Here is a 23,783-nt window from a genome sequence, read left to right as displayed (position 1 = left end):
TGCATTGAACGGCGCCGGGGCCTATACTGCCCGGCTCGATCGGAAACCCCCGATTCTACGTCGATTACAGCAACACGGTAAGGTCAGAACTCTATGCCGAGCGTCAAGGTTCGCGAGAACGAGCCCTTCGAAGTGGCCCTGCGCCGCTTCAAACGATCCTGCGAAAAGGCGGGTGTCCTCTCCGAGGTACGCCGCCGCGAGCACTACGAAAAGCCCACCCAGGAGCGCAAGCGCAAGCAGGCGGCCGCGGTGAAGCGCCACGCCAAGCGGGTGCAGCGCGAAAACCAGCGCACCCAGCGCCTTTACTGAGCGGACCCTGCCCGTGAGTGACCTGAAGACCGGCATCATGGGTGCGGTCAAGCATGCCATGCGTGCCGGCGACAAACCCCGCCTGGGCACGCTGCGCATGATCAGCGCCGCCATCAAGCAGAAAGAAGTCGACGAGCGTCGCACCCTGGACGACGCCGACGTACTGGCGATCCTGGACAAAATGGTCAAACAGCGCCGGGAATCCGTGGCTCAGTACGAACAGGCCGGCCGCCAGGATCTCGCCGATGCCGAAAAGGCGGAAATCGAGATCATTAACGAGTTCCTGCCCCAGCCCCTCAGCGATGACGAAATCGATGCCCTGGTGGCGGAAGCCATTCAGGCAAGCGGTGCCGAGTCCATTCGCGACATGGGCAAGGCCATGGCCCTGCTGAAACCCCAGGTGCAGGGCCGGGCGGACATGGGTGCCGTCAGCGCCCGGGTCAAGCAGCAACTGAACTGATCCACCGCTCTGCCCCACGGCCGAGCCTTGCCGTAGAGTAAGGGTTATGGCCGGACGAATCCCCGATCACTTCATTGACGAGCTGCTGGCGAGGGTCGACATCGCCGAGGTGGTGGGAGAGCGGGTTCAGCTCAAGCGCTCCGGCAGCAACTACCACGGCCTGTGCCCTTTCCACGGCGAAAAAACCCCCTCCTTCACCGTGGCCGCCGACAAGCAGTTCTATCACTGCTTTGGCTGTGGCGCCCACGGCAGTGCCATTCGCTTTCTCATGGAATACGACCGGCTGGAGTTCCGCGAGGCCGTGGAGCAGCTGGCCGGGATCGTCGGCATGGAAATCCCCGAGGAAGCTCGCCAGGCCGCCCCCCCACCGGAGACCGGCGGCCTTTATGACGTCCTGGAACGGGCCAACCGCCACTTTCAGGCCTGCCTGCGCCAGCACCCCCAGCGCGACCGGGCGGTGAGCTACCTGCGCCAGCGGGGCGTGAGCGGTGACATCGCCCGGCGCTATGGCATCGGCTTTGCGCCGCCGGGCTGGGACAACCTGCTGCAGGCTCTGGGCGAGCCCGAGTCACTGAAGCGCGCCGGCCTGGTGGTGGAGCGGGACGGCAATCGCACCTACGACCGTTTCCGCGATCGCATCATGTTTCCCATCCGCGACCGCCGCGGCCGTACCATCGCCTTTGGCGGACGGGTGCTGGACGACGGCGAACCCAAGTACCTGAACTCCCCCGAGACCCCGGTGTTTCACAAGGGCCAGGAGCTCTACGGCCTCCACGAGGTGCTAGAGGCGGATCGTCACCCCCCGGACATCCTCGTGGTGGAGGGCTACATGGACGTGGTGGCACTGGCGCAACACGGCTTGCCCCGGGCGGTGGCCACCCTGGGGACCGCCACCTCCACCCGCCAGGTGGAGCGCCTGTTCCGGGCCAGCCGCGACGTGGTGTTCTGCTTCGATGGCGACGCCGCCGGGCGCCGCGCCGCCTGGCGGGCCCTGGAAGGCGCTCTGCCCGCCATGCGCCAGGGCCGTCAGGTGCGGTTTCTGTTTTTGCCGGAAGGCGATGACCCGGACGACCTGGTTCGCCGGGAAGGCCGCGAGGGTCTTGAGGCCCGCCTGGCGGAAGCCACCCCGCTGTCGGATTACCTCATTCAGCGGCTGTCCACGGACATCGACATGCAGGCCATGGACGGCCGGGCGCGCTTTATCGAGCAGGCGGTGCCCCTGCTGCGCAAGCTGCCGCCGGACGTCTACCGGCACATGCTGATGGAGCGGGTCGCCGGTCTCGGCCGGCTGGAAGCTGACTATCTGGAATCGGTGGTGGACCAGCGCCAAGCCGCGCCGACAACCCGGCGCCCCACCGAATCGGGACTGGGCGGCGACGCCAGCGCCGTGCGCCGCACTCCGGTGCGCCTGGCCATCGCCCTGTTGTTGCAGCGACCGGCGCTGGCCGCTCGGGCCGGCGACCTTGAGGACCTGGCGGGGCGGGATGATCTGCCGGGGCTGCCCCTGCTGGTCCAGCTCCTTGAACTGGGCCGCCAGGAGCCCCATATCACCCCTAGCGCGATCCTGGAGCGGTTCCAGGACAGTGAATTCGAATCCGCCCTGTGGAAACTGGCCACCTGGGATCACCTGGTGCCGGATGCCGGGCTTGAAACGGAGTTTATGGACACCATGAACCGCGTGCGACAGCTGCTGGCCCAGCGTCGGCTGGAACATCTCAACCAGCGACTGCAGTCCGGGGAACTCACGGCGGCGGAATGGGCCGAATGGACTCGGCTGAAGTTGTGAACTGAAAAAGTCGTGCTATTATTTACGGTTCCGCGTGATATGCGCGGGCCCACCGGCCCACCTCAGCATCGGTAGCTTATGGCAGCTCAGGACCAGCAATCCAAGATTCGCGAACTCATCGCCCGCGGCAAGGAACAGGGCTACCTGACCTATGCCGAAGTCAACGACCATCTGCCCGACGACATTGTCGAGCCGGAGCAGATCGAAGACATCATCGGCATGATCGCCGACATGGGCATTCCGGTCCACGAGACCGCCCCGGACGCCGACACCCTGCTGCTCAGCGACGGCGCCGTGTCCACCGACGAGGACGAGGCCGAGGAAGCCGCCGCGGCCCTGGCCGCCGTGGACGCCGAGTTTGGCCGCACCACCGACCCGGTGCGCATGTACATGCGCGAGATGGGCACCGTGGAGCTGCTCACCCGGGAGGGCGAAATCGAGCTGGCCAAGCGCATCGAGGACGGCCTCGATCAGGTGCTGGGCGCGCTGTCCGGTTATCCCGAGTCCTCCCGCACCATGGTGGCGCTGCATCACGGCATTCAGAACAGCGAACTGCGTCTCACCGATGTGGTGGCGGGCTTTCGGGACATCACCGACCTGGTGGATCACGTCCCGGAGCTGGTGGCCACCCAGCAGGCCGCCGCCGCCGAAGCCGCCCGGGCGGCGGAAGCCGCCGCCGAGGCCGCCGGCGAGGATGAGCCCCCGCCCGCCGACACCGGCCCGGACCCGGAGCGGGCGGCGCAAATTTTTGATCGCATCGAAATGCTCCACAACGAAATGCTCGAGGTCCTGGACACCGAGGGATCCGACAGCCCCCGCCTGGGGGAGATCCGCCAGGAAATGCTGGGGCTGTTTCTGGCCATTAAGTTTGTGCCCAAGGTCATCGAGGGGCTGGCCAACAACCTGCGCAAGGCCGTGGAGCGGGTGCGGGCCGCCGAACGCGAGGTCATGCGGGTGGCCACCAAACAGGCCGGCATGACCCGCAAGGACTTCATCGCCGCCTTCCCGGGCCGCGAGACCGATCCCGCCTGGATCGATGAAATGATCGCCGCCGGCAAGTCCTACAGCAGCGGTCTCAAGGAGCATCGCCAGGCACTGCTGGACGAGCAGTCCGAGCTCATGCAGATCCGCGAACTCACCGGCCTGCCGCCGGCGGAAATCAAGGACATCAACCGGCGCATGTCCATCGGCGAGGCCAAGGCCCGCCGGGCCAAGAAGGAAATGGTCGAGGCCAACCTGCGGCTGGTGATCTCCATTGCCAAGAAGTACACCAACCGCGGCCTGCAGTTCCTGGACCTGATCCAGGAGGGCAACATCGGCCTGATGAAGGCGGTGGACAAGTTCGAGTACCGCCGCGGTTACAAGTTTTCCACCTACGCCACCTGGTGGATCCGCCAGGCCATCACCCGGTCCATCGCCGATCAGGCCCGCACCATCCGCATTCCGGTGCACATGATCGAGACCATCAACAAGCTCAACCGGGTCTCCCGGCAGATGCTCCAGGAGATGGGCCGCGAGCCTCAGCCCGATGAGCTGGCGGAACGCATGGAAATGCCCGAGGACAAGGTCCGCAAGGTGCTCAAGATCGCCAAGGAACCCATTTCCATGGAGACCCCCATCGGTGATGACGAAGACTCCCACCTGGGCGACTTCATCGAAGACACCTCGGTGATGTCCCCGGTGGACTCCGCCACCCGCGAGGGGCTGCGGGAATCGGTGCGGGAAGTGCTCTCCGGGCTGACCCCGCGAGAGGCCAAGGTGCTTCGCATGCGCTTTGGCATCGACATGAACACCGACCACACCCTCGAAGAGGTGGGCAAGCAGTTCGATGTCACCCGCGAGCGCATCCGCCAGATCGAGGCCAAGGCCCTGCGCAAGCTGCGGCATCCGACCCGCTCCGACAGTCTGCGCAGCTTCCTCGACGAGCAGTAGGTTCCAGTCCGGGGGCGGCCCCGCGCCGCCTCCGCGTCTGCTGGCTCATCTGTTGCGTTCCCGCAACACCCCGCCTCAACGCCGCCCTCGCGACATCCAATCTGGCGGTTATCAACCACTTGCCGCGTCTTCATCACAATAATTTTTCACAAAACGCTTGCAATGCAACCGGACCCTGTATACGGTTCGAGTATCGGAAACGCCACAAGTGTTGGCATAACGCCACAAAACGTGACCGCTCCGATAATCATTGGGGACGGCCAGCCGCCACGGCGGCGCCGGCCCGAGTGAAACAACATGTTGTTTTGACTGAAACTTTTAGGAGTTCAAAATGAAAAAGACGACTATTGCACTGCTGACCGCAGCTGCCATGGGCACCAGTGGTGCCGTGATGGCTGCCGATCACAGCCCGGAATTCTCCGGCCGTATCGATTTTAGCTACACCAATGAATCCGAGGATGGCTCCAGCGGCTCGCTGTCCAACCGCACCTCGAAGCTGGAAGTCAGCGGCAGCGGCGAAGGCGTTGAGGGTATCAATACCTTCTACTACGCTCGCTTGGGTCTCGACGAGAATGGTGATGCTGGCGTCGACTATGCATTGGCAGGCGCCTCTGGCGCCTTCGGGTCTCTGCAGGCTGGTATCGATGACGATCTCGTTTACAAGTTTGCCGGCGCCCACACCGACGTATACCGTGGTCTTGGCCCAGTGTCTTCAGCCTACTATTCGGATGATTTCTCATTCGGCGACACGGCTTCGGTTCAGTATTCCCTCACCGTTGATGCGTTCACGTTCGCAGCCTATGCCGATACAGCTGGCACGACTAAGCTGGACCGCAATGTCGCCGTAACCGATGATGACGGAAACGAGACTGGTAAGTTCGAGCAGGAAGAAGCAACAGTCGATAACCCTGACGGCATCGAGCGGTACCAGGTTGCTGTTGGCTTCGATGCGGGCATTGGACAGGTCGGCTTGATCTATTCCGACCGTGACGAAGCGGGCGATTCCAGCCAGGTCGTGTTCGGCGGCCGGGTTGACTTGGATATGGTGTCGCTGCGCGGACATGTCAGTGATGACGAAAATGGCAACAACCCCTATGCCGTGGCTGCCATCGTTCCCCTCACCGACATTCTGAGCCTGACCGTTGGTTATGGCGATGATGATGAAGGCGGCAGCAGCGTGGCTGCCATGCTCCTCGCCGACCTTGGTGGCGGTCTTGACGTGAACGTCGGATACCGCAACACCAGCAGTGGTACGGTGGATGACGACGGTGACGCAGTTGAAGATGCCTTCAACATCGGCATGCGTTACTCCTTCTGATCAATCCTGATCTGAAGCTGTAACGGCTCGAAAGCCCCGCCTCGGCGGGGCTTTTTTATGGGCGAATGATCGACCTGGAGGCCGGATCCTCCAGCGTCAGGCCACCGCCCGCTTCAACCCAGCCGACGACGGCTATACACTGCGCCTTTCGCTATCCCGGGCCCGTAGCTCAATGGTTAGAGCAGAGGACTCATAATCCTTTGGTTCCAGGTTCGAATCCTGGCGGGCCCACCAATTCCGGATATCTCTAATGAACACCTCCGGCTTCGAACTTCTCAAAAGCCGCTGCCAGGATGACTGGCAGGCCTACACCCGGCACCGATTCCTTCGCGAGCTGGCGATCGGGTCGCTGCCCCGCATGGCGTTTCAGCACTATCTCCAGCAGGACTACCTGTTCCTGATTCACTTTGCCCGTGCCTATGCGCTGGCGGCTTATAAAAGCCCCACCCTGGCGGATCTGCGTCAGGCCCATGAGGGCCTGAAGGCCATTCTGGATCTGGAGCTGGGTCTGCATGTGGAATATTGCGCCGGCTGGGGAATCAGCGAAGCGGCCCTGGAGCAGACGCCAGAGGCCCGCCCCACCACCGCCTACACCCGCTATGTGCTGGACACCGGCCAGCGCGGTGACCTGCTGGACCTGCATGTGGCTCTAGCTCCCTGCGTCATTGGCTACGCGGAGATCGCCAACTGGATTAACGCCCAGCCGTTCACCGTTCGCGGCGCCGAGAATCCCTACAACGCATGGATCGCCATGTACGAAAGCGAGGAATTCCAAGCCGCCGCGCGCAGTGAGCAGCAGTGGATTGATGCCCGCATGGCGGGGCTGCCGGAAGCCCGTCTCGAAGCGCTCACCACCATCTTCCGTGAGGCCACACGGCTTGAGACGGATTTCTGGGCCATGAACCTAGAGATGACCCCATGACAAAGCCGAAGCAAAGCCAAGTGATCCTGGTAACCGGCGCCAGTCAGGGCATCGGCCAAGGCGTTGCCGAGGCATTGCTGGCCGATGGGCATCGCGTGGTGCTCGCCGCTCGGCGAATCGAGCCGCTCGAAGCGCTGACCAACCGCTACCCGGACCAGGCACTGCCCATATCAGTGGACGTGTCAGACCCAACTGCCGTCGACGCACTCTACGAAAAAGCCGCCGCGGAATACGGCCGAGTGGATGCCCTGTTCAATAACGCCGGCGCCTTCATGGCCTCCACGCCGATCGGTGATGTGGACTGGGATGACTGGCGTCGGGTGCTGGGCGTGAACCTGGATGGCGCCTTCCTGATGGCCCGGGGAGCCTTCCGACTGATGCGCGACCAGCAGCCCCAGGGCGGACGGATTATCAACAATGGGTCCATCTCCGCCCATGCGCCGCGGGTGAATTCCGTGGCGTACACGACCTCAAAGCACGCGATCACGGGGCTGACCAAGTCCATTACGCTGGATGGCCGAGCCCACGACATCGCCTGCAGCCAGATCGATATCGGCAATGCCGAGACCCCGATGACCGAGCCCATGAAGGCCGGGATTCCGCAGCCGGATGGCAGCGTGATGCGCGAGCCGGTGATGGATGTCCGCCACGTCGCCGACGCCGTGCGCTACATCGTCAACCTGCCGCTCGACGCCAATGTGCAGTTCATGACCGTGATGGCCACGAAAATGCCCTACCTCGGGCGGGGCTGATACCGGCTGACCATTTCCTGGCGAATGGCCACGGCCGGCTGATCCCCCAACGCTACGTCGTCACTGGTGAGCACCGCCCCCGCCGGGACATCCCGCGTGAGCGTGATGCCATGGGCCAGGCCAATGGGCAGGGCTTGTTGCTGCGCACTCTGCGCGGCGCTGAGCAGTTTGCCCCAGACGGTATAACCACCCTCGCCATCGAGGGTTTCCCCGGCCCGCAGCGGACGCTTCGCCACCGCGGCGACGTCGCCGATCCATCCCCGGGTCTGGCCGGTCGGCTCCCCTCGCAGGGCGGCGGACAGCACGCTAATCCCCAGCTCCAGGCCAATCAGATGAAAGGGCTTGTGCATCGCGGCGTACTGACCCGTGCTGTCGGTGGGCAGTCCGTACTGCCGGAAGCAGGCGGCGGCATAGTCATTGGGCGCCTTCAGCACCACGTAGACACCCCAGCGCAGATCCCGGTAGACCGGCCGGCCATCGCGCTCGAGGCTGCTGACGACTTCGACCATGCCTTCCTGGGGCAGGCAGCCGCCGACGGACTGCGGGCGCAGCACATGGGCGAGGTCATCCACGCCACAGGGCGGGAAGGCCAGTCCATCCGCGGGGACGGCCAGCTCACAGGCATTGGCGATGGCCGCCATCTCGATCGCCGACTTCGTGCCGTCCAGAAAACTGTTGAACATCTGCGGGTTCATGCCGGCGGCGGCCGCTTCCTCCGCTGTCAGCCCGTAATGCGACCACACGTCATCCGGGGTGACCTGATGGTAGGCGGGAAGGTACTTGGTGCCCTTGCCGGCGGCCACCACCTCGAACCCCGTGGCCCGGGCCCAGTCCACCAGCTCCGAGGTCAGAGCGGGCTGATCGCCGTAGGCCATGGAATAGACCACGCCCTGCGCCCGGGCCCGCTCGGCCAGCAGGGGGCCGGCCAGCACGTCGGCTTCCACGTTCACCATCACGATATGCCGGCCGGCCTCGATGGCGGCGAGGGCATGACGGATCCCCGCCGCCGGGTGGCCGGTCGCCTCGATGACAACCTCCACATCATCGCGGGCGCACAGCTCGGCGCCATCCTCGACAAACGCCACCGCGTCGATCTGCGACTCACTCCAGTGCACGGCCCGGCAGGCGGCCCGCGCCCGGTCCGGATCGAGGTCGGCGATGGCGCTCACCTCAAGGCCGAGCGTGGTCGGGACCTGGCTCAGGAACATGGAGCCGAACTTGCCCGCCCCGATCAGGCCGGCCCTGACGGGGCGGCCGGCGTCCAGGCGCTCGCGCAGCAGTCGATTGAGATTCATGGGGCGGCTCTCCTCGTTTGGGGGTCTAGGCGCTCGAGGTCTTGAGTGCCTCGATGGCGGACTGCGCGATTGTATCCCGATCAACGCCAAAGTAGCGGCGCAGGGCCTCACGCTGATCCGAGCGACCGAAGTCGTCGGTGCCCAGCAGGGTCAGGGGGGCGTCGACAAACGGTGCAACCCGGGCGGGCCAGGCCTTGACGTAATCGCTGGCCAGGATCACTGGCGCCTCACCGCTCAAACACGCATGGGCATGAGCGGCCCCGGTCCGCTCCAGCTCGCTGTAACTCGTGGCACTCCACACCTCGGCGTGGATACCCTGGGCAGCGAGTTGATCCGCCGCGGCAAGCACCTCGTTGAGAATGGCGCCGGAGCCCACTAGGCGCACATCCGGGGTGACCGTCGGATTGGAAGCGGGCCGGTAGCAGTACAGCCCGGCGAGGATGTCCGCCTGACTGACATGATCCGGCCAGGCGGGCTGGGTGTAGGCCTCGTTCATCACCGTGATGTAGTAGAAGACATCCTGCTGGTCCTCGAGCATCTCGCGCATGCCCCGGTCCATGATGGCCGCCAGCTCGAACGCAAATGCCGGATCCCAGCAGCGGCAGTTGGGGATGGTGGCCATGAACACATGGCTGCTGCCGTCCTGGTGCTGCAGCCCCTCGCCATTCAGCGTGGTGCGGCCCGCCGTCGCCCCCAGCAAAAACCCGCGGCTGCGTTGCTCGGCGGCGGCCCACATCAAATCGCCCACCCGCTGGAAGCCGAACATGGAGTAGTAGATGTACATGGGCAGCATGGCGGTGCCGTGGGTGCTATACGCGGTGCCTGCGGCCACCCATGAGGCCAACGCCCCCGCCTCCGAGATCCCCTCCTCGAGGAGCTGACCCTGCTCATGCTCACGATAGACCAGCATCGAGTCGGCGTCCTGGGGCTGGTAGCGCTGCCCCCGGGGCGAGTAAATGCCAATCTGGCGGAACAGGTTGGCGATGCCGAAGGTGCGCGCCTCGTCCGCCACAATGGGCACGATACGCGGACCAAGGGTCTTGTCCCGGAGCAGGCCGCTCAGCATCCGCGCCCAGGCCATGGTGGTAGAGATGGGCCGGGTAGTTGCTTCCATCGCAAAGCCGGCATAGCGATCCAGCGCCGGCACCGGGATGACGTCCGCCGTCTGCTGGCGTCGGGGCAGATACCCACCCAGCATCTCGCGATGCTGATGCAGATATTGCATTTCAGGGCTGTCCGCCGGCGGCCGGTAGAACGACAGGCCAGTCACCGCCTGGTCATCCAGCGGCAGCTGAAAACGGTCACGGAAGGCCAGCAGGGCTTCCTCATCCAGCTTTTTCTGCTGGTGACTGGTCATCGTGCCCTGACCCCAGTGACCCATGCCATAGCCCTTCTTGGTCTTGGCGAGGATCACGGTGGGCCGGCCATTGCTCTCCATGGCCCGCTGGTAAGCGGCACTGATTTTGACAATGTCGTGGCCGCCACGGCGCAGGCGATCCACCTGCTCGTCAGTCAAATGAGCCACCAGCGCCTGCAGCCGCGGATCCTGCGAGAAGAAATGCTCGCGATTGAACTGTCCGTCGGTGGCAGCCAGCGTCTGGAAGTCGCCGTCCAGGGTCTTCTGAAGATACTCCGTCAGCACGCCGTCGGAGTCCCGGGCAAACAGGTCGTCCCAGTCCGAACCCCACAGCACCTTGATCACATTCCAGCCGGCGCCACGAAAAACGCCTTCCAGCTCCTGAATGATCTGGCCATTGCCGCGGACGGGGCCGTCCAGGCGCTGGAGGTTGCAGTTAATGACGAACACCAGGTTGTCGAGGCCCTCGCGAGCGGCCAGCCCGAGGGCGCCCAGACTCTCGGGCTCGTCCATCTCGCCGTCACCGAAAATGCCCCACACCCGGCGGTCGCTGGAGGCGATTATTCCCCGCGCCTCGAGATATCGCATGAAACGCGCCTGATAAACCGCCTGAAGCGGGCCGAGGCCCATGGACCCCGTGGGGAACTGCCAGAAGTCCGGCATCAGCCAGGGGTGCGGGTAAGAGGACAAGCCCCGGCCATCCACCTCACGGCGATAGCGGGCCAGCTGCGATTCCTCCAACCGGCCTTCCAGAAAGGCCCGCGCGTAAACCCCGGGGGCGGAGTGGGGCTGGAGGAACACCAGATCCCCGGGTCCACCGTCCACCCCAGCGCGGAAGCAGTGGTTGAAGCCCACTTCGAACAGGTCCGCGGCGGACGCGTAGCTGGCGATATGGCCGCCGAGACTGGGATCGGCCCGGTTGGCTCGCACCACCATGGCCAGGGCGTTCCAGCGAATGATGGCTGAAAGCCGTTCTTCCAGTGTGACATCCCCGGGGAACGTCGGCTCGTCCTCCGGGCGGATGGTGTTGCGATAGGGCGTCGACAGCGGCAGATCCAGGTCAACGCCCCGGGCTCGAGCCGACTCCACCAGTCGACGGATCAGGAAGCTGCCCCGAGCCGTCCCGCCGTGGGTCAGCGCTGAAGTCAGGGCGGCCAGCCAGTCATCGGTCTCGTCGGGGTCGGTGTCGGGGATGAGGTGCTCGTTGTTCATGCTCAGCAGACTACGGGAGCGCCCACGGCATATGGCAATATTTATGCTGCCTCAGTGATCCTGGAAAAGTTGATCCTGCTTTTTAGACAAGTCATTGGAGTATGTCATGCCAAAAAACACACTGGATCGCACCGATCTGCGGATTCTCGAGGAGCTCCAGGACAACGCACGCCTCACCAACGTAGAGCTGGCGGAGCGGGTCAACCTGACCCCGTCTCCCTGCCTGGCCCGAGTCCGGGCGCTGGAGGCGGCGGGGATTATCGACCGCTACACCGCGGAGATCGTGCCGGAGAAACTCGGCCTCAGCGTCAATGTGTTCATTCACGTGAGCCTCGATCGACAGGTCCGCAACGCCCTCGAAAACTTTGAGGGCGCAATCCGCGCCCTGCCCGAGGTGATGGAGTGCTATCTCATGACGGGTCAGTCGGACTATCTTCTGCGGGTGCTGGTGGCGGATACCACGGCGCTGGAGCGCCTGATCGTGGATCAGCTGGCGAAGATCGACGGCGTCGCCAACATCCAGTCGAGTCTGGCCCTCAAAGTGGTCAAGTCGCGGTCGCGATTGCCCACCGCCCGGTAAAGACCGGCCAGTCGATATCCCGAACAGATGCGTCCGCGCCGCGAGTGCGCCACAATCGCCGAAAATAATTCACTCAAGGAATGGAGGAGAGCCCCATGACCCGTGCCGGCCAGCTTCGTGATTTGATCCTGAACCATCCCCCGGTGGTGGCCCCCGGCGCCTTTGATGGGCTCTCGGCCCGGCTGGTGGAGCAGGCGGGTTTTGCCGCGGTCTATGCCACCGGCGGCGGCATCGCCCGCAGCAACGGCATCCCCGACCTGGGGCTGATGAGCCTCGATGAGATCGTCGCCCGGCTCGAGAGCATGATCGACGTCATCGACATCCCGCTGATTGCCGATGCGGACACCGGCCACGGCAACGCCCTGAACGCCCGCAAGACCGCCCGGGCCTTCGAGCGGGCCGGCGTGGCGGGTTTCCATCTCGAAGACCAGGTCTTTCCCAAGAAGTGCGGGCACTACGACGACAAGTCCATCGTCCCCGAAAAGGAAATGACCCAGAAGATCCGGGCGGTGAAGGACGCCCTGCACGATCCGGACATCACCCTGATCGCCCGCACCGACGGCCTGGCGGTGGAAGGTTATGAGCCCACCATCGTCCGGGCCCATGCCTACATGGAGGCGGGCGCCGATGCCATCTTCGTGGAAGCGCCAACCTCCGAGGAGCAGATCGAGCAGATCGCCCGGGACCTGCCGCAGCCCAAGCTGATCAACATGTTCCATGGCGGCAAGACGCCGCTGATGCCGGCGGATCGCCTCGGGGAGCTGGGCTACAGCGTGATCATCATCCCCAGCGACACCCAGCGGGCGGCCATCAAGGGCATGCAGGACGCCCTGGCCGCCATCCGCGAGGATGGCCACAGCGCCTCGGTGCAGGATCGCATGGTGACCTTCAAGGGCCGGGAGGCGGTGATCGGCACCGATGAGTACACCGCGCTGGACAAAAAGTACGGCGTTTAGGCAAAAAAATGGGGGCGTCCTGCCCCCATAAAAAAGCCCGAGTGGGCGGCGATCAACCCACTCAGCCGTTCTTGAACTGCTCTTCTTCGGTGGAGCCGGTCATGGCGGTCACCGATGAGACACCGCCCTGGATAGTCTGGGTGACCGAGTCGAAGTAACCGGCGCCCACCTCCCGCTGATGGCGGGTGGCGGTGTAGCCGTTCTTCTCGGCGTCGAACTCCGCCTGCTGCAGCTCCGAGTACGCCGCCATCTGCCGGGTCTTGTAGCCCCGGGCCAGCTCGAACATGGAGTAGTTCAGGCTGTGGAAGCCGGCCAGGGTGATGAACTGGAACTTGTAGCCCATGGCACCCAGCTCGTTCTGGAACTTGGCGATGGTGGCCTCGTCCAGCTTGCCCCGCCAGTTGAAGGACGGCGAGCAGTTGTAGGCCAGCATGGTATTGGGGTGGTCTTTCTTGACGGCCTCGGCGAACCGCCGGGCAAACTCCAGATCCGGCGTGCCGGTCTCGCACCACAGCAGGTCCGCAAACGGCGCGTAAGCGAGCCCGCGGCTGATGGCCTGCGCCTCGCCGGCATTGGTGCGGTAGAAGCCCTCCACGGTGCGCTCACCGGTGATATGGGGGGCATCGTACTCGTCGATGTCCGAGGTGATCAGGTCCGCGGCCAGGGCGTCGGTCCGGGCCACCAGCAGGGTGGGCACATCCATGGTGTCAGCGGCCAGGCGCGCCGCGGCGAGCTTCTGTACCGCTTCCTGGGTGGGCACCAGCACCTTGCCGCCCATGTGGCCACACTTTTTGACGGACGCCAGCTGGTCTTCGAAGTGCACGCCAGCGGCCCCCGCCCGAATCATGCCCTTCATGAGCTCGAAAGCGTTGAGCACACCGCCGAAGCCCGCCTCGGCGTCCGCCACAATGGGCTGCATCCAGTCGACGCTGTCATCGCCCTCGGCGTGATGAATTTCATCGGCCCGCAGCAGAGCGTTGTTAATCCGCTCCACCACCGCCGGCACCGAGTCCGCCGGATACAGGGACTGATCCGGATACATGGTGCCCGCCAGGTTGGCATCCGCCGCCACCTGCCAGCCGGACAGGTAGATGGACTTGAGTCCGGCCTTGACCTGCTGCATGGCCTGGTTGCCGGTCAGCGCACCCAGCGCGTTGACGTAGTCCATGTCGCCATCATTGAGGTAGCCCCAGAGCTTTTCAGCGCCCTGCCGGGCCAGGCTGTACTCCACCGGCACCGTGCCGCGCAGGCGAACCACTTCTTCGGCCGGGTAGGGGCGGGTGACGTCCGCCCAGCGGGGGTTGCTGGACCAGTCTTTCTGGATTTCTGCTGCGGTTTTCAGCTGTTTCATTGCTCTCTCGCCTCCTCAGGCCGGTTCAATAGTGCCAGGGCTGTCCCGACCTCCTTACGGTATGGCGCGTTGCACCATAGTACAAGGCAATGTAAACAATACAGTGTATAAATTTTAGCAATGCTAAGGAGCAATCCCGTGGCCCAGGTCATCGACCCCGCGTCCCCCTATCGTCACGACCGTCTGCGGCAGTTGCGGGCGTTCTGTTTTACCGCCGAGGCGGGCAGCATTTCCCAGGCGGCGGAGCGCCTGGGCCTGACCCAGCCCTCGGTGTCGCTGCAGGTCCAGGCACTGGAGCGGGATCTGGCGGTGACCCTGTTCGAGCGGCGCGGCCCGCGCATTCGGCTGACTCCGGATGGCGAACAGCTCTACGCCGAGGTCCATGAGCTGGTGGAGACCATTGACGCCCTGCCCGGGCGCTTCGCCGAAGGCAACCGCCCGCTGGACAGCGGCCGTCTGGACATCGGCGCCGGTGAGTCGTCCACGCTTTATCTGCTGCCGGCCACCCTGGAGCGGTTCATGACCCTGCACCCCAATGTCCGGGTGCGGCTGCACCATCTGTCCGTGGGTGAGCTCACCGAAGCGGTCCGCCAGGACCAGGTGGACTTTGCCGTGGGGGCCATTCTCGACATGCCCGACGAGCTGCGCTATCGCGCCATTTACTCCTACGGGCTGTCACTGATCACCCCCCCGGATCACCCCCTGGCCCGCCGGGATGTGATCAATCTGAGGGATCTGGCCGGGCAAGATTTCATTATTCCGCCCCAGAATATGACCACCTGGCGGTTGATCAGCCTGGTGTTCCAGCAGCACGCCATCCGCTACCGCATCCGCCTGGAAGTGGGCAGCTGGGAGGCGGTGAAGCGCTACGTGGGCCTGGGGTTCGGCATTGCCATTGTCAGCAACGTGTCCCTGGCCGAGGATTACCCCGGGATCGTGGTGCGCTCTCTGCCCGAGGTATTCCCCAAGCGCACCTACGGGGCCATGTCCCGCCGGGGGCGCTTTCTCTCACCCCAGGCGCGGCGGTTTCTCGAGATGATGCGGCCGGATTTCTTCAGCGATGGCTGAGGCGCAGTTCAATGCGCCGATTGGCCGCCAGTGCGTCGGCGGAGTCGCCGTCGGTCACCGGCTGGTGCTCGCCATATCCCACCGCGGCCAGACGCTCCGGCGGGATGCCCTTGTCAATCAGCGCATAGAGGATCGACTGAGCCCGGGCGGTGGACAGCTCCCAGTTGGACGGAAACTCCGGGGTGCGGATCGGTCGGCGGTCGGTATGGCCTTCCACCTGTAACACCCAGTCCACCTCGTCGGGAATGCGCTCCGCCACCCGCTGCAGGGTGTCCGCCACCTGCTCCAGGCGATCCTGCCCCTCATCGCCCACTTCCGCCGAGGCGGTGGCAAAGAAAAGCTCGGACTGAAAGCGGAACCGGTCGCCGACAATCTCGATTTCGTCCACTCCCTCCAGCACCTGACGCAAGCGGCCAAAGAACTCCGAGCGATAGGTGGCGAGCTCCTGGACCTCTTCGGCCAGGGCCACGTTGAGCCGCTCCACCAGGGTGTCAATGCGGGCCTCCTGGGCCACCACGGTCTCTTCTTCGATGCGCAACGCTTCGGCCAGGCTGCTGATCTGCTCCCGCAGGGCCATGATCTGACGACGCAGGCGCTCCACCCGGACCTCGGCATCGGCGGTCAGGGCCTGCTCCTGCTCCAGCGCCTCCTGACGGTCCTCGATCTCGGCCACCAGATCACGAATGCGCATGTCCCGCGCTTCAATGGTCCGCTGGGCCAGCTGGGTGCGCTCCTCGGCATCCGCCAGTTCGGTTTCCAGCTCCCGGCGGCGGTCCCGGGCCGCTCCCAGCTGCGCCTCGGTGTCGTCCAGGCGCGCCGCCAGCTGACCCACCTCGGCCTCAAGCTCATCCCGGACCTGGCGCAGCGCCGCAATGTCCTGTTGCAGGGACGCGATCTCCACCAGCCGTGCCTGCAGGGCCTCCTCGCCGATGGTGACTTCCTCCCGCGCCGCGGCCAGGGCTTCCTCGGTAGCGGCCAGTTCGTCCCGGGCGGCATCCCGCTGGGACAGGGTGGCATGCAGTTCGGCGAAGAGGTCCGAGACCTGCTCCTCGAGGCGCTGCCGCTCCACCCGCTCCATGGACAGGGCATCGGCCATTTCCGAGAGCTCCGCCTGCAGCGCATCCAGCGCCTGATTACGATCGGAGAGCTGGCTGCTGAGGTAAACCTGCGCCACCACGAACAGCATCAGGACGAACACGAATGCCAGCAGGATGGTGGCCAGCGCGTCCACAAAGCCCGGCCAGATATTGACCGCGGATCGGTTGCGTCGGGAGCTGCCGAGCATGAAGAGCCTCAGTCGCCGTCGCTGCGCAGGTGGGACACCGTTCGGGTCAGCAGCCGGACCTCGTCCCGCAGCTCGGCGATGAGCCGCTCCCGGTCAGTGGCCAGCTCCTGGCGCAGGTCCTGCAGACCGTGAGCCATGGCCCGCAGCTGCTCGATGTGTTCACCCTCCCGGGCCCCGGTGGTTTCCGTGGCGTCCGCCAGCCGGCCCAGCACCCCCTGCAGCTCGGACTGGGTGCGGGTCAGGCTCATCACCCCCCGCTGCTCGCTCTGGGACTGCTCCGCCAGGCGCGACACCTCTTCGGTGAGTTCAATGATACGGGCGTCAACCCCGCGCCGTTCTTCCTCGCCCCGGGCCATGGTCCGCTGCAGCTTGTCGAGGCTGTCGGCGGTGTTCTCCAGCAAAGCCTGGATGTAGGCCGGCACCGAGCCCTCCCCATCGCCACCCAGGGCGCCACTGGAGAGCCGCGTCTGGCCGGAGAGCCATTCTTCCAGGTCGTTGTAGAAGCGGTTCTGGGCGTGGGAGGCCTGCAGGTCCACAAAGCCCAGCACCAGCGCCCCGGCCAGGCCGAACAGTGACGAGCTGAATGCGGTGCCCATGCCTTCCAGCGGCGCCCGCAGTCCATCCCGCAGTTCGGCGAAAATCTGCCCGGCGTCGGCGCCGCTGACGGTCAGGTTGCCAATCACGCCGCCCACCGCCCGCAGGGTGTCCAGCAAGCCCCAGAACGTTCCCAGCAGACCCAGGAAAACCAGCAGGCCGATCATGTAGCGCGACACGTCGCGGGATTCGTCCAGGCGCGAGCGGATGCCGTCCAGCACCGTGCGCAGGGACATGGCCGAGAGGCTCAGATGGTCCCCCCGGCGGCCGGTGAGCATTTTGGCCATGGAGCCCAGCAGACGACTGCCCGGCAGGGGCGGCATGTCACTGGGCTCGGAGCGACGGAACTGCTCCACCCATTCCACTTCGGGGCGCAGCACCACGATTTGCCGACAGTTGATCACCAGGCCGATGAACAGCACTCCGAGAATCATGCCGTTGAAGACCGGATTGGCGAGAAACGCCTCACTGAGCGGTTGATGCAGCAGGCCGGCCACCAGGGCCACGGCGGCCAGGAAGGCCATGATCCAGATCAGCACGCGATTGGGATTGCGCACACCCGTTCCCCCCACTTTTGATTCGCGTCGTTCCGACACCTTAGCGCGATCGTTTCGCGTGGGCTATCCTCGTTCCATGAATGATGCACTGCGCACATACCGGGTTGGTGTCGGGCTGGCCCTGCTGGTGCTGACCGGATTGCTGATCTACTGGCTTCAACCGATTCTCACCCCATTTCTGGCCGGCGCATTGCTGGCTTATCTGGGGGATCCTGCCACCCGACAGCTGCAACGGTTGAAGCTCAACCGAACGCTGGCGGTGTCGGTGGTGTTCCTGGGGCTGGTGGGGCTGCTGGTGGCCGTGGTTCTGACCCTGATTCCGCTGATCGGACGTCAGGTGGACATGCTGCGCACCCAGATCCCGGGGATGCTCAGCTGGGCCCAGGAGCAGCTGCTGCCATGGCTTCAGCAAACCCTGGGCGTCGACCCCGGCGAACTCGATGTCGACGCGGTCCGCGCCGCCATCGCCGAGCACTGGCAAACCACCGGCAATGTGGCTGCCGAGGTCATCGCCCGGGTTACCCGCTCGGGCATGGCACTGGCCGGCGCCGCCATTACCGTGGGGCTGACGCCGGTGGTGGCGTTTTACCTGCTGCGGGACTGGGATCGGGTGCTGCGCAGCACGCTCAATACGCTGCCTCCGCACTGGCGCGACACCGCCGCCCGCCTGGCCGGGGAATGCAATGAAGTGGTGGGCGCCTTCCTGCGGGGCCAGCTACTGGTGATGATCAGCCTCGGCCTGATCTACGGGTTCGGCCTCTGGCTGGTGGGCCTGCAGCTGGGCATCCTCATCGGGGTGCTGTCCGGCCTGGCGGCCATTGTTCCCTACCTCGGTTTTATTGTCGGCATCACCGCCGCCAGCGCCGCCACGATTTTTCAGTTCAGCGACTGGCTGATCCCGCTGCTGCTGGTGTGGCTGGTGTTCGGCGCTGGCCAGGCGCTGGAATCCGCGGTGCTCACGCCCTACCTGGTGGGCGACCGCATCGGCCTGCACCCGGTGGCGGTGATTTTTGCCATCCTCGCCGGCGGCCAGCTGTTTGGGTTTGTTGGCGTGTTGCTGGCGCTGCCAGTGGCGGCGGCCATCTATGTTCTGCTTCGCCACGCCCATGCCTTCGTGACAGGATAGGGCCATGAGCGAATCCAACCGAACCCGGCGCCGGCCCTTGCCCCCGCCGCCCCGCGAGCCGGATCTCGACGAGTGCTGCGGCAACGGCTGCGACCCCTGCGTATTTGACCTCTACGAGCAGCGCCTGGAGCGCTGGGAAAAGCGCTGTGAGGCCATCCGTCAGGCCCAGGAGTCCCGGCCATGATGCGGATTCTGAGCTTTCTGATCCTGATCGCCTTTGTGGCGTTCATGCTGTCACCCCGTCTGCGCGCCTGGATGCGGGACAATGCCACCATGCTGCTGCTGGGCGGGGTGGGCGCGGCCGGGCTCATGCTCGCGGCCACGGGTCGCCTCAACTGGGTCCTGGCCGGCATCGGCGCCGCGCTGCCGGCCCTCTGGCGGGTGGCCTCGCTGCTTCGCTATCTGCCGCTGATCCGGCGCCTGCTGGGCGGGGTGGCCTCCGCCGGCTCCCGCCAGGGACAGCGTGATGAGGGCTCAGGCAGCCGCCCCCGCAACGGCGCCATGACCCGGGCGGAGGCCGCCGAAATTCTGGGCGTGGCTCTCAACGCCACCCGGGACGAGATCATGGCCGCTCATCGACGGCTCATGCAGAAACTGCACCCCGACCGTGGCGGCACCGATTACTTCGCCGCCCGGCTGAACGAGGCCCGGGACCGGCTTCTGAGCGAGGACTAGCCGTGATCGGCTTTATTGCTCTGGTTCTGGTGCTGCAGCTGGTGGGAGAAATGGTGGTCCGTCTGGCGGCACTGCCGCTGCCCGGCCCGGTGGTGGGCATGGGGCTGCTATTCATGGCCCTGATGGTGCGGGGCGGCGCCCCGGCCGGACTGAGTCGGCTGGCCAATACCCTGCTCGGTCATCTGGCGCTGCTGTTCGTGCCCGCTGGCGTGGGGGTGATTGCCTATCTGGGCATGCTCGCGGAGGCCTGGCTTGCCCTGGGGATCACCCTCATCGCCAGCACCCTGCTGGGGACGGTGGTGACGGCGTTCACCCTGCGCTGGCTGCAGCGTCGGCTGCCCCGGGAGCCGGAGTCATGAACGACTTTTATGCCACCTGGGTCTATCTGGCGGAGCAGCCCCTGCTCTGGCTCACGCTCACGGTCAGCGCCTATGCCCTGGCCCACTGGCTGTTCCTGCAGGCCCGGGAGTTTCCGCTTTTCAACCCGGTGCTGGTGGCGGTCACGCTGGTGGTCCTGGCCCTGATGCTCACCGGCACGGATTACGGCACCTACTTCGAGGGAGCGCAGTTCGTGCACTTTCTGCTGGGCCCCGCCACCGTGCTACTGGCGGTTCCCCTTTATGCCCAGGCCCGGCGCCTGAGGCGTCAGTGGCTGCCGCTGACTCTGGCCCTGCTGGCCGGCTCGGTGACGGTCATCTTGAGCGCGCTGCTCATTGGCCGGACCCTGGGACTGGATAGCGGGACCCTGCTCTCGCTCATGCCCAAATCCGCCACCACGCCCATTGCCATGGGGGTGGCCGAACAGGTGGGGGGCGAGCCGTCGCTGGCGGCAGTGTTCGTGATTCTTACCGGCATCATCGGCGCCATGGCCGGCGTGCCCCTGCTGCGGGCCCTGGGCGAGCGGGACGCCGACACCAAGGGCTTTGCCCTTGGGGTGGTCGCCCACGGCATTGCCACCGCCCGGGCGTTTCAGCACAGTGAACGGGCGGGTGCCTACGCCGGTCTTGGCATGGGGCTGAATGCCGCGCTAACCGCCCTGCTGGTGCCACTGGTGGCCTGGCTTTTCGGACTTTACTGAATACGGAGTGATCGCCATGCGTCACGGCTTGATCGCCCTGCTGCTGACCACGGCCATGGCCTCGGCCACGGCCCAGACCAGCGACCCGGCAAGCCCGTCACCGGCGGGCCCGGATGACCCGGGCATCGAAGCTTCACCGTTGGCCCCTGGCAGCGACCGGCTGCGCAGCACCGCGGACGACCGTCGTTCCCTGGAAATCACCATCCCGGTGTCGGGACCGGCCCAGGTCATGGAGCACCGCGATCTGGCCGTGCTATCGGGCCATAACCGGCTGGAAATCCATGACCTGCCCGCCGGCCTGATTCCCGGCAGCCTTCACTGGTCTCAGGAAACATTGCCGGAGCTCACCCGGCTGCAGCGCGTGACAGCAGATACCGATGAGGCCACCGCGCGCTGGCAGGGATCACTGCTCATGGAGCAGGGCGGCATCCGGGATCTCATGCTCGGCTATCGGCTGCCGGGCCTCACCGCCGAGGCCGGCTATCAGCTGGTGCTTGCGGAAAACGAGGCCTCCACCGGGAGGCTCCACAGGACGACCACGCTGCACAATCAGACCGGCGCCAGCCTGGAGAACCCCCGGGTGCGGCATGATCGCCCCGGCGAAGCCGCCAGAGACCTGGGCCGCATCGGCCAACTGGCTCACGGCGATGCCCTGAGGATCACCCACTCCGACAGGGCCGAGGTTGAGGTTCGTCATACCCGGGTGGCTCGGGGCGAGGGGGATCGGCCCCGCTCCAGCCCAACCTCCGCAACGGTGAGCCATGGCTGGGTGCTGCAGGGGGTTCCCGCCACTGCAGCGGATGCCCCGGTGGCGGTGATCATTGGGGAGGGCGACCAACGGCAGACCGCCGCCGGTCAGAGCCGTATGACCCTGACCGCTGAGACCGGCGGGGGCCGGGTGGTGGCCGGCGCCAGCGATGCCGTGCAGGTCATGCGGCACACCGAGGATTATGCACCGGCCCGGGACGGCGATGTGGAGATCGGCTGGCGCCTGGTGCTGGATAACCCGGGGGAGCGTTCCCGGGAACTGACACTGGAGGAATCTCTGGCCGAGGACTGGGTGTTGCTGGAGGGCGACGGCCAGTGGCAGCGCACCGCCAGCGGACTGACCCGAACCCTGACCCTGGAAGCCGGTGAACAACGGACGGTGAACTACCGCATCGGGCGTTAGGGCTCCCGGGACAGATCCAGATCCACCAGAACCCGCACCTCGTGACCCACGGCGGAGGGATCTTCCCACTCGCCCTGGCCGACGCCGAATTCGGTGCGATCAATCACGGCTTCGCCGCTCATGCTGGCGCGGTCGCCGTCCGCCTCCCAGTCGAAGCTCAGCACCACTTCCCGGGTGTGATCGCGAATGGTGAGATCGCCCACCGCTTCAAAGCCGTCGTCGGTGGCCCGGACGGTGTCCGCCCGATAGGTCGCCTCGGCGTACTCCTCAAAGAAGAACCAGTCGGCGGTGGGCAGCTCGCGATCCCGCTGGCTGCTGCCGGTGTCCACGCTGGTGACATCGATGACCACGTCAAACCCGCTGGCATCCAGATCATCCGGTGAGAAACGGATGTCCGCCGCGAACTCACCGAAATGCCCCTCGAACTCGCCACCCTGCTGGGTCGCCAGAAAACGCAGGTGACTGTCATCATGATGAATCTGCCAGGATTCGGCGGCCAGCACGGATCCGTGGACACCGAAACCGGCCAACAGCATTAATGCGGTGGCACGCATACAAACTCTCCTGATTGAGTGGATTAGCGGCGCCCGCCGGGCAGCATCCGCCGTAGCGTGTTGTCGCCCAGCACAAAATGATGCCGAAGCGCTCCCGCCACATGCAGCACCAGCAGGCCGGCGAAGCCCCAGAACATGCCCAGATGCAGGTTGCTGGCAATGGCCTCCAGGCGCTCGCTGGACGGGGTGACATTGGGGATCTGGAACAGACCAAAGACATTGAGGGGAAAATTGGCCGCCGAGTTGATCACGTAGCCGGACAGGGGCATCAACAGCATCAACGCGTAGAACAGCCGATGGACGCCCTTGGCCAGCAGTTTTTCATGGTGGGGCGTGTCGGCGGCGATGGCCGGTGTGACATTGACCCAGCGCCAGACCAGCCGCAGCAGCACCAGCGCAAACAGGGTGACGCCCAGGCTTTTATGCAGGGCATAGAGCTCGAACTTGAGGGCGCTCATGGGCAGGCTCACCATGACCCAGCCCAGCACCATGGAGGTGACGATGCCGATGGCCATCAGCCAGTGGAGCAGTTGAGCGCCGCCGCCCCAGCGATCGCTTGTGTTTCGCACCTGGATCATTAACTGTTGGGACTGTCCTCGAACCCTGAAGTTCAGCGCATGCCCCGGGCCTGTTTGACGGTGTCATAGGCCGCCTGAATGTCCTGGGCGCGCTCCTGGGCCAGGCGCATCATCTCCTCCGGCAGGCCCTTGGCCACGAGCTTGTCCGGGTGATGCTCGCTCATCAACCGCCGCCAGGCCTTCTTGACCTCGGCGTCACTGGCCCGCTCGCTGACCCCCAGGGTGTCGTAGGCCGACGCCAGCGCCGAAGACTGTCCCGGTGCCGCCCCGGCAGCGCCCCGGGGCCCGCCGCGGGCGTGGCCATGGGCGTGCCCGCCCATCATCACCTCCAGCCGGGCATAGTCCGCCTCGGACAGACCCAGCCCCAGGGCAATCCGCCGCAACATGCCCCGCTTGGCGTCGTTGAAATGGCCGTCGGCCAGTGCCGCCTGAATCTGGATTTCCAGAAACATCCGCACCAGCTGGATATGGCCCCGGCAGTAGCGACGGAACTCCTTGAGGGTCTGCTCCAGATCCGCCTCGCCGTCCCGACCGGCGCGGAAATAGCTGATGGCTTCCTCGCGCTGGGTGGCATTCAGGTCCATGTGATCCATGACCTGCTCGGCCACCTGGATCTCGGCCCGGGTGACGCGACCGTCCGCCTTGCAGACGTGGCCCATCACCACAAAGACGCTGCGGAAGAAGGCGGCATGCACCATCTGCCGATGGGCGCTGCCGGAAGCGCCGCCCCCAAAGCCGGCAATCCGGCCGCGGGCCAGTGCCCGATCCAGCCAGTTGCCGACAATGAGGCCGATCAGGGCGCCAATCCAGCCCCCGGCCATGGCGCCAAAGAAAACCCCGAGAAGCTTGCCGATCCACAACCTCATG

General features: G+C 65.4%; 24 protein-coding genes and 1 tRNA gene. 17 read left to right on the top strand and 8 right to left on the bottom strand.

Annotated features, from left to right (window positions below; translation table 11 throughout):
- Positions 1-93: 93 nt before the first annotated feature.
- The 8 genes from rpsU to GJ672_RS00550 all read left to right on the top strand — a co-directional run bounded on the left by rpsU (position 94) and on the right by GJ672_RS00550 (position 7,479).
- Positions 94-309 (top strand): 30S ribosomal protein S21, encoded by a 216-nt coding sequence (gene rpsU, locus GJ672_RS00585; protein ID WP_154295392.1) that lies wholly within the window; start codon positions 94-96, stop codon positions 307-309.
- Positions 310-322: 13 nt separating this feature from the next.
- Entirely contained in the window at positions 323-769 is a 447-nt protein-coding gene (locus GJ672_RS00580) for a GatB/YqeY domain-containing protein (RefSeq protein ID WP_304624829.1), read from the top strand.
- Positions 770-815: 46 nt separating this feature from the next.
- A complete protein-coding gene (dnaG, locus tag GJ672_RS00575; RefSeq protein WP_154295391.1) occupies positions 816-2,555 on the top strand; it encodes a DNA primase in 1,740 nt (579 codons plus the stop codon).
- Positions 2,556-2,633: 78 nt separating this feature from the next.
- The gene (gene rpoD / locus GJ672_RS00570; RefSeq protein ID WP_154295390.1) at positions 2,634-4,487 is read left to right on the top strand and encodes an RNA polymerase sigma factor RpoD; all 1,854 of its coding nucleotides are present in this window, start codon (positions 2,634-2,636) and stop codon (positions 4,485-4,487) included.
- 331 nt (positions 4,488-4,818) lie between these two features.
- Positions 4,819-5,805 (top strand): porin, encoded by a 987-nt coding sequence (locus tag GJ672_RS00565; RefSeq protein WP_154295389.1) that lies wholly within the window; start codon positions 4,819-4,821, stop codon positions 5,803-5,805.
- A gap of 158 nt (positions 5,806-5,963) precedes the next feature.
- Positions 5,964-6,039: transfer RNA gene (locus GJ672_RS00560), tRNA-Ile, on the top strand.
- Positions 6,040-6,055: 16 nt separating this feature from the next.
- Positions 6,056-6,727, top strand: a complete 672-nt coding sequence (tenA, locus tag GJ672_RS00555) for a thiaminase II (protein ID WP_154295388.1) — start codon at positions 6,056-6,058, stop codon at positions 6,725-6,727.
- A complete protein-coding gene (locus GJ672_RS00550) occupies positions 6,724-7,479 on the top strand; it encodes an SDR family oxidoreductase (protein ID WP_154295387.1) in 756 nt (251 codons plus the stop codon). Before tenA ends, GJ672_RS00550 begins: the two co-directional genes overlap by 4 nt.
- Here GJ672_RS00550 and GJ672_RS00545 read toward each other — a convergent pair.
- Positions 7,461-8,774, bottom strand: coding sequence for an NAD(P)H-dependent oxidoreductase (locus GJ672_RS00545; protein WP_154295386.1), 1,314 nt, complete (start codon positions 8,772-8,774; stop codon positions 7,461-7,463). The two genes, GJ672_RS00550 and GJ672_RS00545, sit on opposite strands and share 19 nt — an antisense overlap.
- A 25-nt stretch (positions 8,775-8,799) precedes the next feature.
- On the bottom strand, positions 8,800-11,343 hold the full coding sequence (gene aceE / locus GJ672_RS00540; protein WP_154295385.1) for a pyruvate dehydrogenase (acetyl-transferring), homodimeric type: 2,544 nt from the start codon (positions 11,341-11,343) through the stop codon (positions 8,800-8,802).
- 106 nt (positions 11,344-11,449) lie between these two features.
- Between aceE and GJ672_RS00535 the strand changes: the two genes are divergently transcribed.
- Positions 11,450-11,923 carry an Lrp/AsnC family transcriptional regulator gene (locus GJ672_RS00535; protein WP_154295384.1) on the top strand — a complete coding sequence of 158 codons (474 nt, stop codon included), beginning with the start codon at positions 11,450-11,452 and terminating at the stop codon, positions 11,921-11,923.
- Positions 11,924-12,018: 95 nt separating this feature from the next.
- Complete coding sequence (locus GJ672_RS00530) at positions 12,019-12,879, top strand: oxaloacetate decarboxylase (RefSeq protein ID WP_154295383.1); 861 nt, start codon at positions 12,019-12,021, stop codon at positions 12,877-12,879.
- 61 nt (positions 12,880-12,940) lie between these two features.
- On the opposite strand, the gene aceA is transcribed toward GJ672_RS00530, so the two are convergent.
- Entirely contained in the window at positions 12,941-14,230 is a 1,290-nt protein-coding gene (gene aceA, locus GJ672_RS00525; protein ID WP_154295382.1) for an isocitrate lyase, read from the bottom strand.
- 138 nt (positions 14,231-14,368) lie between these two features.
- Here aceA and GJ672_RS00520 point away from each other — a divergent pair, with 138 nt between their 5' ends.
- Positions 14,369-15,298, top strand: a complete 930-nt coding sequence (locus GJ672_RS00520) for a LysR family transcriptional regulator (protein ID WP_154295381.1) — start codon at positions 14,369-14,371, stop codon at positions 15,296-15,298.
- On the opposite strand, the gene GJ672_RS00515 is transcribed toward GJ672_RS00520, so the two are convergent.
- Complete coding sequence (locus GJ672_RS00515) at positions 15,285-16,583, bottom strand: peptidoglycan-binding protein (protein WP_154295380.1); 1,299 nt, start codon at positions 16,581-16,583, stop codon at positions 15,285-15,287. The two genes, GJ672_RS00520 and GJ672_RS00515, sit on opposite strands and share 14 nt — an antisense overlap.
- 8 nt (positions 16,584-16,591) lie before the next feature.
- The gene (locus GJ672_RS00510; RefSeq protein WP_370517588.1) at positions 16,592-17,734 is read right to left on the bottom strand and encodes a flagellar motor protein MotA; all 1,143 of its coding nucleotides are present in this window, start codon (positions 17,732-17,734) and stop codon (positions 16,592-16,594) included.
- Positions 17,735-17,810: 76 nt separating this feature from the next.
- On the opposite strand from GJ672_RS00510, the gene GJ672_RS00505 reads away from it, so the two are divergent.
- The 6 genes from GJ672_RS00505 to GJ672_RS00480 are packed head-to-tail and all read left to right on the top strand — an operon-like array spanning position 17,811 to position 21,784.
- Entirely contained in the window at positions 17,811-18,860 is a 1,050-nt protein-coding gene (locus GJ672_RS00505; RefSeq protein WP_154295379.1) for an AI-2E family transporter, read from the top strand.
- Positions 18,861-18,864: 4 nt separating this feature from the next.
- Entirely contained in the window at positions 18,865-19,044 is a 180-nt protein-coding gene (locus GJ672_RS00500) for an oxidoreductase-like domain-containing protein (protein ID WP_154295378.1), read from the top strand.
- The gene (locus GJ672_RS00495; RefSeq protein WP_154295377.1) at positions 19,041-19,535 is read left to right on the top strand and encodes a DnaJ domain-containing protein; all 495 of its coding nucleotides are present in this window, start codon (positions 19,041-19,043) and stop codon (positions 19,533-19,535) included. Before GJ672_RS00500 ends, GJ672_RS00495 begins: the two co-directional genes overlap by 4 nt.
- Positions 19,536-19,537: 2 nt before the next feature.
- Positions 19,538-19,894, top strand: a complete 357-nt coding sequence (locus GJ672_RS00490) for a CidA/LrgA family protein (RefSeq protein WP_154295376.1) — start codon at positions 19,538-19,540, stop codon at positions 19,892-19,894.
- Positions 19,891-20,613: an LrgB family protein gene (locus GJ672_RS00485; RefSeq protein WP_154295375.1), complete on the top strand. Its 723-nt coding sequence runs from the start codon at positions 19,891-19,893 to the stop codon at positions 20,611-20,613. The genes GJ672_RS00490 and GJ672_RS00485 overlap by 4 nt, the downstream gene beginning before the upstream one ends.
- A gap of 16 nt (positions 20,614-20,629) precedes the next feature.
- A complete protein-coding gene (locus GJ672_RS00480; protein WP_154295374.1) occupies positions 20,630-21,784 on the top strand; it encodes a hypothetical protein in 1,155 nt (384 codons plus the stop codon).
- On the opposite strand, the gene GJ672_RS00475 is transcribed toward GJ672_RS00480, so the two are convergent.
- Genes GJ672_RS00475 through djlA form a run of 3 tightly spaced genes read right to left on the bottom strand, consistent with a single transcriptional unit; the run spans position 21,781 to position 23,782 of the window.
- The gene (locus tag GJ672_RS00475; protein WP_154295373.1) at positions 21,781-22,338 is read right to left on the bottom strand and encodes a YceI family protein; all 558 of its coding nucleotides are present in this window, start codon (positions 22,336-22,338) and stop codon (positions 21,781-21,783) included. The two genes, GJ672_RS00480 and GJ672_RS00475, sit on opposite strands and share 4 nt — an antisense overlap.
- Before the next feature lie 23 nt (positions 22,339-22,361).
- The gene (locus GJ672_RS00470) at positions 22,362-22,916 is read right to left on the bottom strand and encodes a cytochrome b (RefSeq protein WP_154295372.1); all 555 of its coding nucleotides are present in this window, start codon (positions 22,914-22,916) and stop codon (positions 22,362-22,364) included.
- A 32-nt stretch (positions 22,917-22,948) separates the two neighbouring features.
- Entirely contained in the window at positions 22,949-23,782 is an 834-nt protein-coding gene (djlA, locus tag GJ672_RS00465) for a co-chaperone DjlA (protein WP_154295371.1), read from the bottom strand.
- Between the last annotated feature and the right edge of the window lies 1 nt (position 23,783).

The organism is Spiribacter sp. 2438 (assembly GCF_009676705.1).
Taxonomy (GTDB): domain Bacteria; phylum Pseudomonadota; class Gammaproteobacteria; order Nitrococcales; family Nitrococcaceae; genus Spiribacter.
The sequence above is the reverse complement of the archived record's forward strand: the minus strand, read 5'-3'. Positions and strand labels throughout refer to the sequence as shown.

Coding starts and splice junctions, on each gene's coding strand:
- rpsU (WP_154295392.1), top strand. CDS start 94: ATGCCGAGCGTCAAGGTTCGCGAGAACGAGCCCTTCGAAGTGGCCCTG.
- dnaG (WP_154295391.1), top strand. CDS start 816: ATGGCCGGACGAATCCCCGATCACTTCATTGACGAGCTGCTGGCGAGG.
- rpoD (WP_154295390.1), top strand. CDS start 2,634: ATGGCAGCTCAGGACCAGCAATCCAAGATTCGCGAACTCATCGCCCGC.
- GJ672_RS00565 (WP_154295389.1), top strand. CDS start 4,819: ATGAAAAAGACGACTATTGCACTGCTGACCGCAGCTGCCATGGGCACC.
- tenA (WP_154295388.1), top strand. CDS start 6,056: ATGAACACCTCCGGCTTCGAACTTCTCAAAAGCCGCTGCCAGGATGAC.
- GJ672_RS00550 (WP_154295387.1), top strand. CDS start 6,724: ATGACAAAGCCGAAGCAAAGCCAAGTGATCCTGGTAACCGGCGCCAGT.
- GJ672_RS00545 (WP_154295386.1), bottom strand. CDS start 8,774: ATGAATCTCAATCGACTGCTGCGCGAGCGCCTGGACGCCGGCCGCCCC.
- aceE (WP_154295385.1), bottom strand. CDS start 11,343: ATGAACAACGAGCACCTCATCCCCGACACCGACCCCGACGAGACCGAT.
- GJ672_RS00535 (WP_154295384.1), top strand. CDS start 11,450: ATGCCAAAAAACACACTGGATCGCACCGATCTGCGGATTCTCGAGGAG.
- GJ672_RS00530 (WP_154295383.1), top strand. CDS start 12,019: ATGACCCGTGCCGGCCAGCTTCGTGATTTGATCCTGAACCATCCCCCG.
- aceA (WP_154295382.1), bottom strand. CDS start 14,230: ATGAAACAGCTGAAAACCGCAGCAGAAATCCAGAAAGACTGGTCCAGC.
- GJ672_RS00515 (WP_154295380.1), bottom strand. CDS start 16,583: ATGCTCGGCAGCTCCCGACGCAACCGATCCGCGGTCAATATCTGGCCG.
- GJ672_RS00505 (WP_154295379.1), top strand. CDS start 17,811: ATGAATGATGCACTGCGCACATACCGGGTTGGTGTCGGGCTGGCCCTG.
- GJ672_RS00500 (WP_154295378.1), top strand. CDS start 18,865: ATGAGCGAATCCAACCGAACCCGGCGCCGGCCCTTGCCCCCGCCGCCC.
- GJ672_RS00495 (WP_154295377.1), top strand. CDS start 19,041: ATGATGCGGATTCTGAGCTTTCTGATCCTGATCGCCTTTGTGGCGTTC.
- GJ672_RS00485 (WP_154295375.1), top strand. CDS start 19,891: ATGAACGACTTTTATGCCACCTGGGTCTATCTGGCGGAGCAGCCCCTG.
- GJ672_RS00480 (WP_154295374.1), top strand. CDS start 20,630: ATGCGTCACGGCTTGATCGCCCTGCTGCTGACCACGGCCATGGCCTCG.
- GJ672_RS00475 (WP_154295373.1), bottom strand. CDS start 22,338: ATGCGTGCCACCGCATTAATGCTGTTGGCCGGTTTCGGTGTCCACGGA.
- GJ672_RS00470 (WP_154295372.1), bottom strand. CDS start 22,916: ATGATCCAGGTGCGAAACACAAGCGATCGCTGGGGCGGCGGCGCTCAA.
- djlA (WP_154295371.1), bottom strand. CDS start 23,782: ATGAGGTTGTGGATCGGCAAGCTTCTCGGGGTTTTCTTTGGCGCCATG.